Origin of the sequence: Flavobacterium sp. (genome assembly GCF_029945805.1) — a bacterium.
GTDB lineage: Bacteria > Bacteroidota > Bacteroidia > Flavobacteriales > Flavobacteriaceae > Flavobacterium.
Window position 1 is genome coordinate 123659 of the sequence record NZ_JAQSDH010000022.1, and the last position, 17724, is coordinate 141382.

Annotated in this window: 17 protein-coding genes; 8 read left to right on the forward strand and 9 right to left on the reverse strand. The window is 35.0% G+C overall.

The annotated features are described in order from the left end of the window. Positions 1–80 precede the first annotated feature (80 nt). A complete protein-coding gene (locus tag PSU83_RS05610) occupies positions 81–605 on the reverse strand; it encodes a GNAT family N-acetyltransferase (RefSeq protein WP_300587737.1) in 525 nt (174 codons plus the stop codon). 107 nt (positions 606–712) lie between these two features. Here PSU83_RS05610 and PSU83_RS05615 point away from each other — a divergent pair, with 107 nt between their 5' ends. After that, positions 713–1318 carry a superoxide dismutase gene (locus tag PSU83_RS05615; RefSeq protein ID WP_300587739.1) on the forward strand — a complete coding sequence of 202 codons (606 nt, stop codon included), beginning with the start codon at positions 713–715 and terminating at the stop codon, positions 1316–1318. Between the two features lie 617 nt (positions 1319–1935). Here PSU83_RS05615 and PSU83_RS05620 read toward each other — a convergent pair. The 4 genes from PSU83_RS05620 to PSU83_RS05635 all read right to left on the reverse strand — a co-directional run bounded on the left by PSU83_RS05620 (position 1936) and on the right by PSU83_RS05635 (position 6368). Then, positions 1936–3834, reverse strand: a complete 1899-nt coding sequence (locus PSU83_RS05620; RefSeq protein ID WP_300587741.1) for an amidophosphoribosyltransferase — start codon at positions 3832–3834, stop codon at positions 1936–1938. A gap of 152 nt (positions 3835–3986) precedes the next feature. Beyond that, positions 3987–4913 (reverse strand): PfkB family carbohydrate kinase, encoded by a 927-nt coding sequence (locus PSU83_RS05625; RefSeq protein WP_300587744.1) that lies wholly within the window; start codon positions 4911–4913, stop codon positions 3987–3989. Between the two features lie 320 nt (positions 4914–5233). Beyond that, complete coding sequence (gene rnhA / locus PSU83_RS05630) at positions 5234–5713, reverse strand: ribonuclease HI (RefSeq protein WP_300587746.1); 480 nt, start codon at positions 5711–5713, stop codon at positions 5234–5236. A 91-nt stretch (positions 5714–5804) separates the two neighbouring features. Beyond that, positions 5805–6368, reverse strand: coding sequence for a phosphoribosylglycinamide formyltransferase (locus PSU83_RS05635; RefSeq protein WP_300587748.1), 564 nt, complete (start codon positions 6366–6368; stop codon positions 5805–5807). Positions 6369–6530: 162 nt separating this feature from the next. Between PSU83_RS05635 and PSU83_RS05640 the strand changes: the two genes are divergently transcribed. The 6 genes from PSU83_RS05640 (at position 6531) to PSU83_RS05665 (ending at position 11768) form a co-directional block, all read left to right on the forward strand. Then, the gene (locus PSU83_RS05640) at positions 6531–6767 is read left to right on the forward strand and encodes an acyl carrier protein (protein WP_007137004.1); all 237 of its coding nucleotides are present in this window, start codon (positions 6531–6533) and stop codon (positions 6765–6767) included. Positions 6768–6941: 174 nt separating this feature from the next. Further along, positions 6942–8195 (forward strand): beta-ketoacyl-ACP synthase II, encoded by a 1254-nt coding sequence (gene fabF, locus PSU83_RS05645; RefSeq protein ID WP_300587751.1) that lies wholly within the window; start codon positions 6942–6944, stop codon positions 8193–8195. Positions 8196–8202: 7 nt separating this feature from the next. Then, the gene (gene rnc / locus PSU83_RS05650) at positions 8203–8946 is read left to right on the forward strand and encodes a ribonuclease III (protein WP_300587753.1); all 744 of its coding nucleotides are present in this window, start codon (positions 8203–8205) and stop codon (positions 8944–8946) included. A gap of 112 nt (positions 8947–9058) precedes the next feature. Next, positions 9059–9547 (forward strand): IPExxxVDY family protein, encoded by a 489-nt coding sequence (locus tag PSU83_RS05655; protein ID WP_300587755.1) that lies wholly within the window; start codon positions 9059–9061, stop codon positions 9545–9547. Positions 9548–9552: 5 nt separating this feature from the next. Beyond that, entirely contained in the window at positions 9553–10983 is a 1431-nt protein-coding gene (gene pyk / locus PSU83_RS05660) for a pyruvate kinase (RefSeq protein WP_300587757.1), read from the forward strand. A gap of 32 nt (positions 10984–11015) precedes the next feature. After that, positions 11016–11768, forward strand: coding sequence for a Bax inhibitor-1/YccA family protein (locus PSU83_RS05665; protein ID WP_300587760.1), 753 nt, complete (start codon positions 11016–11018; stop codon positions 11766–11768). Positions 11769–11818: 50 nt separating this feature from the next. Here PSU83_RS05665 and dinB read toward each other — a convergent pair whose 3' ends face one another. Beyond that, a complete protein-coding gene (dinB, locus tag PSU83_RS05670) occupies positions 11819–12901 on the reverse strand; it encodes a DNA polymerase IV (protein ID WP_300587762.1) in 1083 nt (360 codons plus the stop codon). A gap of 200 nt (positions 12902–13101) precedes the next feature. On the opposite strand from dinB, the gene PSU83_RS05675 reads away from it, so the two are divergent. After that, on the forward strand, positions 13102–13569 hold the full coding sequence (locus tag PSU83_RS05675) for a CYTH domain-containing protein (protein ID WP_300587764.1): 468 nt from the start codon (positions 13102–13104) through the stop codon (positions 13567–13569). Here the strand turns inward: PSU83_RS05675 and PSU83_RS05680 are convergent, their stop codons facing one another. The 3 genes from PSU83_RS05680 to PSU83_RS05690 all read right to left on the reverse strand — a co-directional run bounded on the left by PSU83_RS05680 (position 13570) and on the right by PSU83_RS05690 (position 17594). After that, positions 13570–14124, reverse strand: coding sequence for a septal ring lytic transglycosylase RlpA family protein (locus PSU83_RS05680; protein WP_300587766.1), 555 nt, complete (start codon positions 14122–14124; stop codon positions 13570–13572). Positions 14125–14206: 82 nt separating this feature from the next. After that, positions 14207–14629, reverse strand: a complete 423-nt coding sequence (locus PSU83_RS05685; RefSeq protein ID WP_300587768.1) for a hypothetical protein — start codon at positions 14627–14629, stop codon at positions 14207–14209. 103 nt (positions 14630–14732) lie between these two features. Next, a complete protein-coding gene (locus PSU83_RS05690) occupies positions 14733–17594 on the reverse strand; it encodes a TonB-dependent receptor (protein WP_300587770.1) in 2862 nt (953 codons plus the stop codon). Positions 17595–17724 lie beyond the last annotated feature (130 nt).

Here is a 17724-nt window from a genome sequence, read left to right on the forward strand (position 1 = left end):
TTTTTCTATTCTTTTATAAGTTCTAGGGTGTACACATATTTCACAATCCTTAATCTTTAGAGCGTGTTTAGGTAAACATTTTACTTTTTCTTTTCTGTTACATACACAAAATTTAACTTGCTGGATTCGCCATAATATTCAACTTCAAATTCATCCACTTTAACTGCTCCTGTTTTTTCGATTGCCTTTTGAGAACGATAATTTGATGCACCGACATGGAAATACACTTTATCCACAAATTGAAATGCATAATCAAGCATGATTTTCTTCAAGGCTTTGTTATATCCTTTGCCCCAGAATTTAATTCCGATAAAAGTATAGCCAATCAAAACTGAATTATCCTTTTCGTTGTAGGCATAATATCGGCTACAGCCAACCACTTCATTTGTAACAGCATCTAGAATCAGAAAAGCGCCTTTCGATTCAATTGCGCCCTTGAAATAGTTGGTGAAATCTTCCAATTTATAGCGATTCGAATTTGGATGCTGTTCCCAAACTAAGGGATCAGATGCTACTTCAAATAATTTATCAAAATCATATTCCTGAAGCGGTATTAATTTTATTAAATCGTCTTGAAGGAAGTCAGGTTGTAAATCGAAGGACATTACTAGCTTTAATTATTTGTTAATTGAAAAATAGAATTTTCATTTACGAAGTTAAATGTTTAAATTTGAATTCAATTATTTTTACTAACTTTTAAACACGATATATTATGTCTTTCGAATTACCGCAATTACCTTATGCATACGATGCATTAGAGCCACATATTGATGCGAGAACTATGGAAATTCACCATACAAAACACCATCAAGCCTATACTACCAATCTTAATGCTGCTATTGCAGGAACAGATTTAGAAGGATTAACAATTGACAATCTTTTGATTAATTTGGATATGAAAAATGCTGCGGTTCGAAATAACGGTGGCGGATTTTACAATCATAATTTGTTTTGGAGAGGGATGTCACCAACGGGTGGAGGGCAACCAACTGGCGAATTAGCTGATGCAATTGATGCTGCTTTTGGCAACTTTGATGAATTCAAAGCTCGTTTTTCTAAAGCAGGTGCAACACAATTTGGCTCAGGTTGGGCTTGGCTTTGTCTAAAAGAGGGTAAACTTGAAGTTTGTGGCACGCCAAATCAAGACAATCCATTAATGCCTGGAGTAGGTTGCGGCGGAACTCCTCTTCTTGGAATGGATGTTTGGGAACATGCTTATTATTTAAATTATCAAAACCGTCGTCCTGATTATATTGAAGCGTTCTTTAATGTAGTTAACTGGACGGAAGTAGCGAGATTATATGCAATAGAAAAATAACAAGAATTCTTTGGTTAGGTTTACAAACCGATTGTGAGAGCAGTCGGTTTTTTTATTTGGAATTTCTCTAAAAATAAACAGGCGGAATTGCTTCCACCTGTTTGCCCCAAATCTACCATAAACTTAACCTACTAAATACTATGGTACGGCAAAACTAAGCACAAGTTGTGAAAAAACAAGGATTTTTGTTAAAAATATATTGGGATGATAGGCAAATGAGAGTGAAATCTCTAATTTTCAACGATTTTATGAGTACTATAAATAAAAAAGGTGAAAATTTCTTTTCACCCTTTTTGCCCCAAATCTACCATAAACTTAACCTACTAATGCTATGGTTTACCAAATATAAAGGGCAGGAAAACTTGTAAACAAATAATTCAGATGAAATACAATAATAATCGTTAAAGTCGATTTTTTGATGTTTTTTAAGAAAAATTTGGAACTTGTAGAAAATAAAAAAGGTGAAAATTTCTTTTCACCCTTTTTGCCCCAAATCTACCATAAACTTAACCTACTAATGCTATGGTTCAACAAATATATAAGGTATAGAATCCTAAGTACAAATTATTTAGACGAACTACAGCAATAATCGTTAAAACGCTAAAAATGTTAAAATTTTAATAAGCTCGTGCATTTTTACCCTCATAAAAATTCATAAATGCCGTATTTGCAACACGGTTTCCTCCCGGAGTTGGATAGTCTCCTGTAAAATACCAATCGCCTAAGTTTTTAGGACAAGCTATGTGCAAATTTTCGACGGTTTGGAAGATAATTTTAACCTCAGCTTTTATATCTTGGGACGTTAACAGCTGGGCGATTTTATCTGAGATTTCCTGGTCTGTGAAGGGTTTGTATATTTCGGTTACATAATTAACGACATCGTTATCTTTATAATTTACTTGTGCTTTACATTTGACATACACTTCGTCAACAATAGGGTATAAATTGCGTTCTTTCAGCAATTCCATGGTAGCTTGAAAAGCAATCAAACCTTCCAATCGTGCCATATCTATCCCATAACAATCAGGATAACGTATTTGCGGCGCCGATGAAACAACTACAATTCGTTTGGGATGCAATCGGTCCATCATTTTAATAATTGACATTTTAAGCGTAGTTCCTCGAACGATACTGTCGTCAATAATTACCAAATTATCTGTTGGTTTAATTACACCATAAGTAACATCATAAACGTGTGCAACCAAATCATCTCGACTGCTGTCTTCTGTAATAAATGTTCTTAATTTAGCATCTTTAATGGCTATTTTTTCGGTTCTGATTTTTACAGAAAGAATCTCTTCCAACTTTTCCTTAGTCAAAGTCTTTCTGTTGTTCAGAATGAATTGGTTTTTTCTTTGGTTCAAAAAATCATTGGCAGCTTCAACCATTCCGTAAAAGGAAGTTTCGGCTGTATTTGGAATATAGGAAAAAACAGAATTGTCGGTGTCATTTTCTATGGCATCAAGAACAGCAGGAAGAATTAATTTTCCTAATTTTTTTCGCTCCTGATAAATTTCGGCATCACTCCCTCTTGAGAAATAGATACGCTCAAATGAACATGCTTTTTTTTCTGTTGGCGTAATAATTTCTTCTTCAGAAACTTGCCCGTTTTTTTTAATGATTAGGGCATGTCCTGGTTGTAATTCCTTTACCTCTTCAAAAGCTACATTGAAAACCGTTTGAATAACTGGTCTTTCAGAAGCCACAACTACAATTTCATCATCTTCATAAAAATATGCTGGACGGATTCCCGCAGGATCCCGAAACACAAATGCGTCACCGTGACCTAATAATCCAGCCATAGCATAACCGCCATCCCAACCTTTGGAAGCGCGTTTTAAAATTTTAGGAATATCTAGTTTTTCAGCAATTACTGGAGAGGCTTCTCTTTTGGACAAGCCGTTATTTTTACATTCCAGATATAAATCGGTAACCTCATCATCTAGAAAATGTCCAATTTTTTCCATTACCGTTACGGTATCCGCCAATTCTTTTGGATGTTGACCTAGTTCGACCAAACTAGTAAAAAGTTCCGTAACATTAGTCATATTGAAGTTTCCTGCCAAAATCAAGTTTCGATGCATCCAATTGTTTTGTCTTAAAAATGGATGAACACTTTCGATACTGTTTTTTCCAAAAGTTCCATACCTAACATGTCCTAAAAACAATTCTCCGATGTAGGGAATATTATCTTTTTGCAACTGAACATCATCTTGATATTCCGGATGCAACGTTAATTCTTCATTGATTCTTTCGTTGATTTGGGCAAAAACATCCTGAATCGCTTGTGCCTTATTAGAACGAACTCTGCTGATGTAGCGTTCACCAGGTTCTACATCTAATTTTATGGAAGCTAATCCCGCACCGTCTTGCCCGCGGTTGTGCTGCTTTTCCATTAGCAAATACATTTTTTGTATGCCATAGAAAGCAGAGCCGTATTTTTCTTTATAGAATTCTAACGGTTTTTTTAATCGTAAAAGTGCAATTCCACATTCGTGTTTTAATGCGTCGCTCATTGTAGTTGTAATTTAGTTGTGTTGTTTTGCATTCACATTATTTTTTGAACCATTAAGAAATTAAGTTTCATTAAGTCTTACTTTTTCTTAATTTCTTAATGGTTCAAAATTGTCATTAAAATAAAAATGCCCCGAAACTTCGAGGCATAAATTTATGATAATTCTATTTCAAATTGTGTTAACGCTTTGAATTGTTTTAGTCGTTGGTTAACTTCTTCTTTTGTCAGTTCTAACATTCTTTCGGTTCCGAATTTCTCTACACAGAACGAGGCTAAGTTTGACCCCTGAATTATGGCTGTTTTCATGGTTTCGAATGAAATGTCGCCTTGTTGGGTAATGAAACCAGCAAATCCACCTGCGAAAGTATCTCCTGCACCTGTTGGATCAAAAACATCTGCCAAAGGCAATGCCGGAGCAAAGAAGATTTCGTGGTCTTGGAAAATCAACGCACCGTGTTCTCCTTTTTTAATCACCACATATTTTGGTCCCATCGTGTGGATTTTAGCCGCAGCCTTTACCAAAGAATATTCTCCCGATAATTGACGTGCTTCTTCATCGTTGATTGTAATTACGTCAACACGTTTGATTACGTCTAATAATTCTGGTAAAGCACAATCCATCCAGAAATTCATAGTGTCCAAAACCACTAATTTTGGTTTTTGTGTCATTTGGTTTAAAACACCCGTTTGTACAATGGGATGCAAGTTTCCTAACATCACAACATCAGCATTTTTAAAATTTTCAGGAACAACTGGGTTGAAATCAGCCAAAACATTAAGTTCCGTAGCTAAGGTATCTCTTGAGTTCATGTCATTATGATACCGACCGCTCCAAAAGAAGGTTTTTCCACCTTTAACGATTTCAAGTCCTGAAATATCGATGTTTCTTGACGTTAATAAATCTAAATATTCTTGTGGAAAATCATCGCCAACAACCGAAACAATAGCCGATTGTAAGTTAAAATGAGAAGCTGAAAGTCCGATAAACGTTCCGGCTCCGCCTAAAATTTTGTCTGTTTTTCCAAAAGGCGTTTCGATAGCGTCAAAAGCAACCGTTCCTACTATTAAAAGTTTGTTCATTATCTGTGTTTCAAATTAAAGGCGCAAAGATAAGTTTTATGTTTCAGAGTTGCAACACGGAAGTTTAAAGCGGCATGATTTGGACTATAGTGCAGTCATGTTCTGTACTTGCTCTATACTCCTTCGGTAAAACGCCCATATAGGGTACTACAACCCCGAACAAGTATCGAACAAAGACCGAACAAGGTTTCAATTTCACAATAGCAATTCTATAGCCCTGATGGAAGTGGCATCCTTTTTCTTTTTTTAAAGAAAAAGATATAACGGACAGCGGGAAATAGCTCCTGAACGAATCGATTATTTATGATTTTAGGTAGAAATCACAACAGCTTCTGCTCTTCTTTTTCGTAAAAAGCATCAATAGATAAATTCGGCAAGCCAGAGGCATAAACGGCTAATTCGTCACAGCGCTCGTTTTGCTTGTGGTTGTTGTGTCCTTTGATCCATTTAAAATCAACTTGATGTTTTCTATAAATTTTCAAGAAACGCATCCATAAATCGGGATTCTTTTTGTCTTTGTAGCCTTTTTTCTCCCAACCAAAAACCCATTTTTTTTCCACAGAATCGACCACATATTTTGAATCGGAAACGACTAACACTTTTGTTCCTGGGTTTTTTATCTTTTCTAAACCCACAATAACAGCCAGTAATTCCATTCGGTTATTAGTAGTGTGGCGAAACCCTTCGTAGAATTCTTTTTTATAGTTGGTTCCCACCAATTCCATTACCACGCCATAACCGCCGTTTCCGGGATTTCCTTTGGCAGCGCCGTCAGTGTAGATGTGGACTTGGTGAGACATTTTGACTTCTTAGATTGGTTAGATTTTTAGACTACTTAGATTGGTTAGATTTTTAGACTGATTAGATTTTGTCTAAGAAGTCTAAGTTAGTCTAATGATCTAACAATCTTTTAATAGTTTTCGGAAAATATTCGTGTTCTAATTCGTGAATTTTTGATGCTATTTCATCTGCGGAAGCGCAATCTTCGATAGTTACTTTCTGCTGCAGAATGAATTCGCCTTCGTCATACTGTTCGGTTACATAATGTATGGTAATACCGGTTTCTGTTTCTTTATTTTCTAGAATGGCGTTGTGAACCTTCATGCCGTACATTCCTTTTCCGCCATATTTTGGGAGCAATGCTGGATGAATATTGATAATCTTATTAGGATATTTTGCAATGATGTGTTCTGGAAACTTCCAAAGAAAACCGGCAAGAACGATTAAATCAGGCTTAAGTTGATCTACTTTATTCAAAACAAAATCTCCGGCAAGTTCTTCTTTGTTGAAGATACATGTGGGCACACCATATTTTTTTGCTTTATCTAAAACTTGGGCATTCGAATTATTTGAAAAGACACCTACTATTGCAACAGCATCATTATTTTTAAAGTAGTGAATGATATTTTCCACATTGGAACCCGTGCCAGAAGCAAAAAGCAAAACCTTTTTCATTTTGAAATAATATTACAGCACAAAAAAAAGAATTTAAACCATGATAATATCAGATTCTTAAATAATTTTTTTATTTTCGTGGTCACATTTACTAACAAATAGGTTGTTTTAAAATAAAGTTTTTTATTTTTGCCAACAAATTAAAAATTAAAATTAGAAATTATGTCAGACATTGCATCAAGAGTTAAAGCGATTATTGTAGACAAATTAGGCGTTGATGAAAACGAAGTTGTAACAGAAGCTAGCTTCACAAATGATTTAGGAGCTGATTCATTAGACACTGTTGAATTGATTATGGAATTCGAAAAAGAATTTGATATTCAGATTCCAGACGACCAAGCTGAAAACATTGCTACTGTAGGTCAAGCTATTTCTTACATCGAAGAAGCAAAAAAATAATAAGTATTAATCCGTGTAACTAGTTGTAGCTTCACGGATTTTTATTATTTTTACTACGAAGTAAAACGATTGATATTCAATCCTCACAATATTGAAATACCCTTGTCTCTTTAATGATTATATTTGAAGAAAACATGGGTATTATTGTTTAAATACAATTCTAAAAAATAAATTATGACGTTAAAACGAGTTGTAGTAACAGGTTTAGGTGCCATTACCCCTATTGGAAATAACATCGCGGAATATTGGAACGCTCTTATTAATGGCGTTAGCGGTGCCGCTCCAATTACCTATTACGATACCGAAAAGCATAAGACAAAATTTGCCTGCGAAGTAAAAAACTTCAACATTGAAGATTATATGGAGCGCAAGGAGGCAAGAAGAATGGACAAATTTGCTCAGTATGCTGTTGCGGCAAGTCAGGAAGCTATTTCCGATGCGGAAATTACCGATTCCAATGTTGACAAACAAAGAGTGGGTGTAATTTGGGGTGCTGGAATCGGCGGATTGGAAACATTCCAAGAGGAAGTAATCAGTTATGCGCAAGGCGATGGTACTCCGCGTTTTAATCCTTTCTTTATCCCAAAAATGATTGCAGATATTGCTCCAGCTCACATTTCGATGCGAAATGGATTTATGGGTCCAAATTATACAACGGTTTCTGCCTGTGCATCTTCTGCCAATGCTATGATTGATGCTTTCAACTACATCCGTTTAGGAATCTGTGATGTCATTATAACTGGTGGATCAGAAGCTGCAGTAACTATTGCTGGAATGGGTGGATTTAATTCTATGCAGGCTTTATCAACCAGAAATGACAGTCCCGAAACAGCTTCAAGACCTTTTGATGCTACCCGTGACGGATTTGTTTTGGGTGAGGGCGCGGGAGCATTAGTTCTTGAAGAATACGAACATGCAAAAGCACGTGGCGCGAAAATATACTGTGAAGTTGGCGGTGGCGGAATGTCATCTGATGCTTATCACTTAACGGCACCACATCCTGATGGAATTGGAGTTATTGCGGTTATGAATAATACACTACGTGATGCTGGAATGAAACCAGAACAAGTAGATCACATTAACACTCACGGAACTTCGACTCCGCTTGGTGATGTTGCCGAATTAAAAGCCATTAGTGCTGTATTTGGCGATCATGCTAAAAACATTAACATCAATTCAACGAAATCGATGACAGGCCATTTACTTGGTGCTGCGGGTGCTATTGAAGCTATTGCATCGATTTTAGCTATGAAATATGGAATTGTTCCTCCGACAATTAATCACACTGTTGTGGATGAAAATATTGATCCAAGTTTGAACTTAACATTAAACAAAGCTCAAAAAAGAGAAATCAATGTTGCTATGAGCAATACTTTTGGATTTGGCGGACATAACGCCTGTGTTTTATTCAAAAAATTAGAAGCATAATTTTCGAATGAAAATTTTAAAAAACATATTTACTAAGAAATCCCGTTCATCTGAGGACGGGATTTTTTTTACAGCAATTCAAAATATAATAGGTTTTAAACCAAAAGCTATCTATTATTACGAAAAAGCATTTACACATCGTTCTACCAATAAAATGGATTCTAAGGGAAATCCGATGAATTATGAGCGTCTAGAATTCTTAGGTGATGCTATGTTAAGTGCCGTTATTGCAGCTCATTTATATAATGAAGTTCCTACTGGTGACGAAGGATATCTGACCAAAATGCGTTCTAAAATCGTAAGTCGTGAGCATTTAAATGAACTGGGAAGAGATTTAGATTTAATCCATTATATCGATAGTAAAGTGCCAACGCAACACTTTGGAGAAAATATTCATGGCAATATTTTTGAAGCATTAGTCGGTGCTATTTTCTTGGATAAAGGATATGAGTTTTGCGAAAAATTCATTCAGAAAAGTGTCATTATTCCCTACGTAAATATTGCAAGATTAGAGGGGAAAGTAATTAGCTATAAAAGTCTCTTGATTGAATGGTGTCAGAAAGAGAAAAAAACGTTTCATTATGATGTTTTTGATGACAATGGAAATGATGGGCAAAAATACTTTGGTGTAAAACTAAGTATCGACGATAAAGTAATTGCAAAAGCGAGAGCAACATCAAAAAAGAAAGCGGAAGAAAAAGCATCTCAACGCGCGTTTTTTGCATTTCAAGAAAAAATAGAAAATAAATAAACCCGATTCTTCAAAAACTATAACGTTTTCGTTCATAAATTAACACAATCCTAATTTGTTGTTTGTAAAATTTGAGTCAGATATAGTATATTTACAACTAATTTTGCAATATATGACAGTTCACAAATTGCATCTTGAAGAGTACAACGAGATCGATTATCAGTTGATTGCGATCCATACTTCATTAGAGGATTATAGGTTGGCGTACTACATTAATCAAAACTTACCGATTATTCTAAAAAAAAGCAATAGCACTATTCAGATTAACAATAAAGACGGTGAAAGTCAGTTTTCACGATTTATTTTTGAAGACGAAAAAGCATCGGTTTACTGGAATTTAATCCAGAACAAAAACAACATATTGGTTGGTACTCAGACTTTAAATCAGGGACTTTTTGCTGAAACTAATAACAAATTTTCTACCAAAATCTATTTTATTCCTGAATTTAAAAAAGTAGATTACTTCTTGAAAATTGAAAATACTGAAACCGCGATTGATATTTTAGAAATAACGAATCATATCAATAAAATAGACCGAATTAGCGCAGTTTATGCTGTTAATGTTGAAAATATAAAATCTAAAAATAATTTAATTTTTTAAACATAATGCCAACAAGAAAAAAAACTAAAATTGTAGCGACCTTAGGGCCTGCATGTAGTTCGAGAGAAGTAATTAAGGAAATGATCGATGCTGGAGTGAATGTGTTTCGTGTTAATTTCTCTCACGCTGATTATGAAGATGTAAAAGAAAGAATAAAGATCATTAGAAGTTTAAATGATGAATTTGGATATAACACTGCAATTTTAGGCGATTTACAAGGACCTAAACTTCGCGTAGGTGTGATGAAAGAAGATGTTGTTGTAAATCCTGGCGATATTATAACTTTTCAAACTGCAGAAGATATTCCGGGAACAAAAGAACGTGTTTACATGAATTATAAAGAGTTTCCGCGAGATGTAAATCCAGGCGAAAAAATTCTTTTAGATGATGGTAAGTTAATGTTTGAAGCATTGGAAACTAACGGAACAACAGAAGTGGTTTGTAAAGTAATTCAAGGCGGCCCCTTAAAATCTAAAAAAGGAGTTAATCTTCCAAACACTAAAGTTTCACTTCCGGCTTTGACTACAAAAGACATTCGAGATGCCATTTTTGCCATTGAACAAAAAGTAGACTGGATTGCTCTTTCCTTCGTTAGAACGCCTGCCGATTTAGAAGAGTTACAAGATTTAATTGCAAAGCATTCGGATTATAAAATTCCGATTATTGCCAAAATAGAAAAACCAGAAGCAGTTGAAAACATTGATAAAATTGTTGCTTTCTGTGATGGGTTAATGGTGGCTCGTGGTGATTTGGGAGTTGAAATTCCGGCACACGAAGTTCCGCTAATTCAGAAAAAATTAATTCATAGAGCAAAAACGGCTCGAATTCCAGTAATTGTAGCAACACAAATGATGGAAACGATGATTACGAGTTTGACGCCAACACGCGCCGAAGTAAATGACGTTGCCAACTCAGTTATGGATGGTGCGGATGCCGTAATGTTATCTGGAGAAACGTCTGTTGGAAATTATCCGGTTCAAGTAATCGAAAAAATGACCCAAATTATTGAAGCCGTTGAAGATTCTCCGTTAATCATTGTGCCGCAAAATCCGCCTCACGTTAGGACCAAACGTTTTATTACAAAATCGATTTGTTACCACGCAGCAATTATGGCGAATGCGATTAAAGCAAAAGCAATTTCAACATTAACCAATAGCGGTTACACTGCATTTCAGATTTCGGCTTGGCGTCCTTCAGCACACATTTTAGTCTTTACTTCAAACAGAAGAATTTTAACTCAACTGAGTTTGCTTTGGGGTGTAAATGCTTATTATTATGATAAATTTGTAAGTACGGATGATACCGTTGACGATGTGAATGATATAGCTAAACAAAAAGGATACGTTAAAAAAGGCGACATGCTTATCAATCTTGCTGCAATGCCAGTTGCCGATAAAGGAATGGTAAACACTTTACGTGTATCTGAAATAGAATAATTACCTTTACTTTTTTTAAAAATAAAATTATTATGAATTCAAACAATCCGTTTTTTAAAACAAAATCTTTTAAAGAAAACAGTGAAGTGACGCACGACGCCGTTGTTATTGATTATGACCAAACTATGACCGTTTCGGGAACAATTAATAAAAGCTTTCTAATGTTGATTTTGTTAGTGGCCAGTGCATCCATCACTTGGATTATGACGAATAACGGTCAAAACCCAATAGTATTTACCATTGGCGGTGCTATTATTGGATTTATATTGGTGATGATTGCCGTATTTAAACCTCAACTTTCTGGATACTTAGCCCCTGGTTACGCTATTTTTGAAGGTTTGTTTATTGGTGGAATCTCAGCCATTTTCGAACTTAGATATCCCGGAATTGTGATACAAGCGGTCAGTTGTACTTTCGTGACTTTTATGGTGTGTTTTGGATTATTTAAATATCAAATTGTAAAAGTTACTGAGAAATTCAGATCCGTAGTTTTAGCTTCAACTCTAGCTATTGCTTCCTATTATTTGATTTCGTGGTTGTTATCGATGTTTACTGGTTTCCAACCTGTTCATCATGGAAATTCTTTGATTAGCATTGGAATAAGTGCTTTTGTAATTGTAATTGCTGCTTTGAATTTATTCTTAGATTTTGATCAAATAGAAAAAGGCGTGGAGCAAAAAATGCCAAAATACATGGAATGGTATGGCGCAATGGGATTAATGATCACCTTAGTTTGGTTGTATATTGAATTCTTGAGATTGTTGTCAAAATTGAACAAGAAATAATCTTCTATAGCTATAAATTGAAACCAGCTTTATGGCTGGTTTTTTTATGTCTAAAACTCAAATCGCAACTGAACCACAACGGTCTTTTTTACTTCTGTGTTTAAATTATTGAGTGAAATGCCTAATAACCGAACCGAATCCTTCATGCGTTCTTGAAACAGAAGGTCTTTTGCAGTTTCTAAGAGCAATCCTTTATCGGAAATAAAATAAGGCAATGTCTTGCTTCTAGTTTGTGTCGTAAAATCGCTGTATTTGATTTTGAGTGTTACTGTTTTTCCGGAAATTTTATATTTCTTTAACCGTCGTTCTAGTTCTTCTGCAATGCGCTCTAATTTCTCCATCATGAAAATTTCTGAAGTTAGATTTTCATTAAACGTATGTTCGGCAGCTACTGATTTTGCAATTCTATTTGGTTTAACTTGACTGTTGTGAATGCCGCGCACTATGTTATAAAAATACAATCCACTTTTGCCGAAATGCTCTTCTAGAAATTCTTGTGATTTTGTTTTTAAATCTTTGCCCGTAAAGATTCCGAAATGATACATTCTTTCTTTGGTGACTTTGCCAATACCATAGAATCTTTTGATTTCTAAATTCTCTAGAAATCCTTCTACTTCTTCAGGATAAACTGTTTTTTGTCCATTGGGCTTGTTATAATCACTGGCAACTTTGGCCACAAATTTATTCACTGAAATTCCGGCTGAAGCTGTTATGCCTACTTCTTCAAATATTCGTTTTCTGATTTCCTGTGCGATTAAAGTGGCGCTTGGATTTCCTTTTTTATTTTGAGTTACATCAAGATAGGCTTCGTCTAAAGATAAAGGCTCTACCAAATCGGTATACTCGTGAAAAATAGCACTAATTTTTTTAGAAATTTCTTTATACCGATCAAATCGGGGCGGAACAAAAATCAAATCGGGGCAATTCCTTTTGGCTTGAATGCCGCTCATGGCAGAGCGAACGCCAAACTTTCTGGCTTCATAACTCGCTGCAGCGACTACGCCACGGTTTTCGCTTCCGCCGACTGCCAATGGTTTTCCTTTCAGTTCAGGATTGTCCATTTGTTCTACCGAAGCATAAAATGCGTCCATATCAACGTGGATAATTTTTCTGTTTGGAATTGGTTCAGTCATTTCGACAAATTTATAATATATTTACCTGATCAAGTATTTATTTGTTATTGATGTTCGGTGAACACTACGTGTTAAGAAAGGCATCCTTTTTATTGTCTTATAAAAATACCCTTCGACTGCGCTCAGGGCGATAAAACAATTAAAAGATAGAGTGGAAAGCTGGAAATAGCTCCTAAAATAAATTAGATTAATCTTTAAAAATGGTAGAAATAGAACGTAAATTTTTGGTGCTTTCGAATGATTTTATGAACGATGCTTTTACCAAAAAAAGAATTGTGCAAGCCTATCTCAATTCGAATCCTGAAAGAACAGTGCGTATCAGAATTAAAGAAGACAACGCTTTTTTAACTATAAAAGGAAAGGGAAATGCCACGGGAACAACGCGCTTGGAATGGGAAACTGAAATTCCGGTTGAAGCTGCTGAAAAGTTATTGCTTATTTGTGAAAAAGGCGTGATTGACAAAATCAGACACGAAGTAAATGTTGGTGCTCACGTATATGAAGTTGATGTTTTTTTTGGAGATAATGAGGGATTGATTGTAGCAGAAATCGAATTGCAATCGGAAGACGAATCTTTCGAAAAACCGATTTGGCTTGGTGAAGAAGTCACTAATGACAATCGGTATTACAATGCTTATCTGAGCAACAATCCATTTAAAAGCTGGTAATTATTTTGGCTCAATAACTTCTACCGTAACGAAAACTACGCCCGAATTTTTATTATCGGCAATGTCCATAAATGCTCTTCTACTTAGGTCAATTTCACGCGCTTTTGAAAAGGGTCCACGATCGGTCACTTCTACAATTACAAACTTTCCGTTAGCTTCATTCGTAACTTTTAGTTTTGTTCCGAAAGGTAATTTTTTGTGAGCTGCGGTATATGCGTCATTGTTAAATTTACTCCCACTTGCTGTTCTTCTTCCGTTAAATTTATTATGATAATAGGAAGCGTGCGCATTTTTTTTAATAACCTTTAACTTGGAATTTAGTAAATCTAAAGAATCTAATTTTGGCAGTATATTTTTAAGTTTGACCGTTGCCGTATCGAGTTTGGCGGTTAGGACAGCCATTTTCTCTTTCTCCTTTACTTTTTCTTTTGTTTCAGAATTTTTAGTTGGTTTGTCTTTGTTTTTATCCTTTTGCTGTGGTTTATTTCCAGTAAAACTATTTCCAAAGAAGGAAATTAGTAGTGCAAAAAGGAGTATAAATAGCTTCTTATTCATAAGTGGTATTTTTGTTTTGAAAACTACATTGCAAAAAATGTGCCTTGATAAAAAAAGCCCTTTTCAGGACTTTATGTTTATGCTAAAACCACAAATGCCATGGAATTCTTATCAAGATTAATGCTAGTCCGAGGCTGTAAAACAAGGCTATTGATTTGAATTTGGCTTCATTGGTTGCTGCCTTTTTGTGTCTTGACCAACCGATTGTTATTAAGACTATTGCAATAATATTCGTAAGCGGATGTTCTAACGAAGTTAATCTGGTAGCGGCATCGCTCATATTTCCGAAGGCTGCTTTTCCCAATGGGGAAACAAACCACAGAATCAAACCTACTGCTAATTGTATGTGGGTGGCAATCAAACCAAACATAGCAATCTTTCTGTCTTTTGGAGTAAATTCTTTTTTGGAGGTCATTCCAATCCAAGAGTTTATAATAGTAACTAGTAGCACCAACAAAGCTAAATAAGCCCAGCCGGAATGGAATTTTTGAATAAAATCGTACATTATTTTAAATTTTAGAATAACAAATATAACAAAAAGACATAAAAAAACGGCATTCTTGATTACAGAATGCCGTTTTTAAACTTAATTTTAACTTGTGTTTACCTTAGAAATTATATGAAATTCCGAAGTTCCAAGTTCTTCCAAAACCAAAATATACTTGGTTAGATTGGTCTAAACCGTCATACACTTTTAAATTTGTCAAGTAAGTATTGTATGCTGTTGTATTTGGTGTTCCATTCGTATTAACGAAATCTTCTTGATTTTTAATATGAATGTTTGTTCTAGATTCAGCGATAAAAATCTTGTCTAGAACGTTATTCATGTTAAATCTGAAATTAACCGAATTTGTATTGTCTTTACCAACAAGCATTTTATAGGAGAAACCAGCATCCATTAAACCATAAGCTGGCAATAATAAAGAACCTTTATCGTTAGCACTTTGTGTTTTGAATGATGTTGGATCGATACTTGCAAACAATTGATCAATGTATCTATAATTTCCATCAATTTTGAATCGTGTTAGTATTTCATAAGTTGCTCCAATGCTAGCAGTAGTTTGAGCAGCATCACCAACTTTTATTCCGTTGATGTACAATTTTTCAACAAATGCGTCACCTGAAGGGTTTGTGATCACATTATTATTATCATCTTGATAATTTGCAGTTACATCAGATCCATATTTCCAATTTCCTACCGAAACCATACCATTAATAGATAGTTTAGTAACAGGCTTGTAATTAAAGTCTAATTCTGCACCCATATGAATTTGTTCCACACCTTGAATAAAGGCAGAACCAAGAACTGTTGGTGTTGAAGCATTTAAATCGTCATCAATATTAGCTGTGACTCTAATAAATCTGTCTTTCCAAGTCGTTCTATAAACATTCACATTTGCATTAAATTTAGAAGAACGGAAACCGTAACCAGCTTCAAGACCCATGATTTTTTCGTTAGTCAAGTTTTCATTTAATGCTGAGGCATTGTTTGGATAAACAGCATTAAAGAATGGTTGTTTAGAGTAATAACCTGCATTAGCAAATACATTGTGATATTCGTTGATGTTGTAATTTACGCCACCTTTAACGTTACCACCTAAAATATTTTTATAATCTGTTGAATACAATGGATCAGTTACTAAATATTTAAAGAAATCATCTCTTCTGAAACCTTGTTGCGAAACTGCACCTTGAATGAAAGCCGTCAAGTTACCTGTGCTATATTCTAATTGAGAAAAAGCGCCATACCATGTAACTAAACCATCGTTGTTGTAGTTTATTTTTTGCTGATAGTCACTGTTAAAAAGTGGATTCCCGTTTGGTTGAGCAGCATATTCAAAATTTAAAACTCTTCCAGGATTGTTTATATCCGTGTTGTCAGCATAGTTATCAGCACCATTTAAATCTGTAATATTTTGATAATGAATTCCTCTGTAAGTTCTTGCGTCTAACCCAAAGTCTAAAGTTAAATTAGTAGATAATTTCTTGTTTAAATTGATTACACCGCCATACCAGTTATGCGAGTTAACAGATGCTATTTTAGAAATACCGTTTGTTCCATTGTTACTTGTTGATGCGCTATTTTGATAGCTACCGCCAATTTGTGCTCTTGGATTTGAGTTTGGCACTTGCGGACCAGAAGCTGGAATAATTGACACTGGTTGACCTGAATTCCATGCTTGAATTAAATCAACATCAATTAATCCGTTAGGCGTTTTTAAATTGTTTGCAAAAAATCGATTTCCTCTAATGGCACCAGCACCACTTGTTCCTCCACCGCGACCCCAAGAGGCGTATAATACTGTCGACAATTTTGTTGTTTCATTGATTTTCCAATCCCAGTTTAATGATGCAACTGGTTTGTGGTAATAGTTTGTTCTGAAGCTATATTCTTCACCGTTTAAATATCCCCAATCTGAATTGTATTTAATGTTTGGCTCATTATTACCTTCTCCATATTTGATATAATCACTGATAGTTGGTGCTGCCGATCTTTGGTTATGCCATTGTGGTGCGCCAGTAAATGTAAATTGAACATCATGGTTTTTATTGAATTCATATCCAACACCAATAAAATAATTTCCTGCCGCAAATTTAGTTCCGTCAACATATCCTGCTCCAAAAGTCTGACTTAATAAAACTGAAACCGAAAGACCATTTTTCATTTTACCAGTAGAATAACTAGCTAACGTTTTCAAATAATTGTCATTTCCTGCAGTAGATGAAACCACGCCACCTTCTTTAATGTCAGCAGTTCTAGTAACAACATTTATCGTTCCACCAACAGATGAAATTGCCAATTTAGAAGAACCTAAACCACGCTGTACTTGCATTGCAGAAGTCACATCTGACAAACCTGCCCAGTTACTCCAGAAAACACGACTGTTTTCCATGTCATTTACCGGCACACCGTTTATCATTACTGCGATATTTTCTTGCGAAAAACCTCTTATGTTTATTCTTGAATCTCCAAAACCACCACCCGATTTTGTTGTATAAACAGAAGGCGTATTGGCTAATATTTCTGGAAACTCTTGATTTCCCAATTTTTGCTGAATTTCTGCAGCTTTGATGGTGGAAACCGCAACAGGGGTTTTTCTGTCTTTTGCAATATCAATTACGGTACTTCTGATAACAACTTCTTCTAATGCGTTGGCATCGGGTTGCAATTTAATAGTGCCAAAATCAAATGTTTCGCTATTGCTAACTTTAAAGTTGCGCGTTATTGATCCGAAACCAATGTAAGTAATAACAACTTGTCCGGAAGATTGTGTTGTTGTCAGCAAAAATTTCCCATCAACGTCTGTTGATGTTCCAGTTGTAGTACCTTTAATAAGAATGTTTACGCCAGGTAAAGTTGCGCCTAGTTCGTTGTCAACAATAGTTCCTTTTATCTTTCCTTGAGAAAGCACAGCTGCGCTGATCAATAAAAATAAACAAGTGAGCAAATTAGTCTTAAAGTTTTTCATTTCTTCGTTTGTTAAAATTTTTTGCAAAATTGAAACTTTAAAATCTTTATGTTGTTAAGGAAACATTACTAAATGGCTTATTATTGCGTTTTTATCAGTCGTTTAGATTTATGTGGATTTTTATTGCACT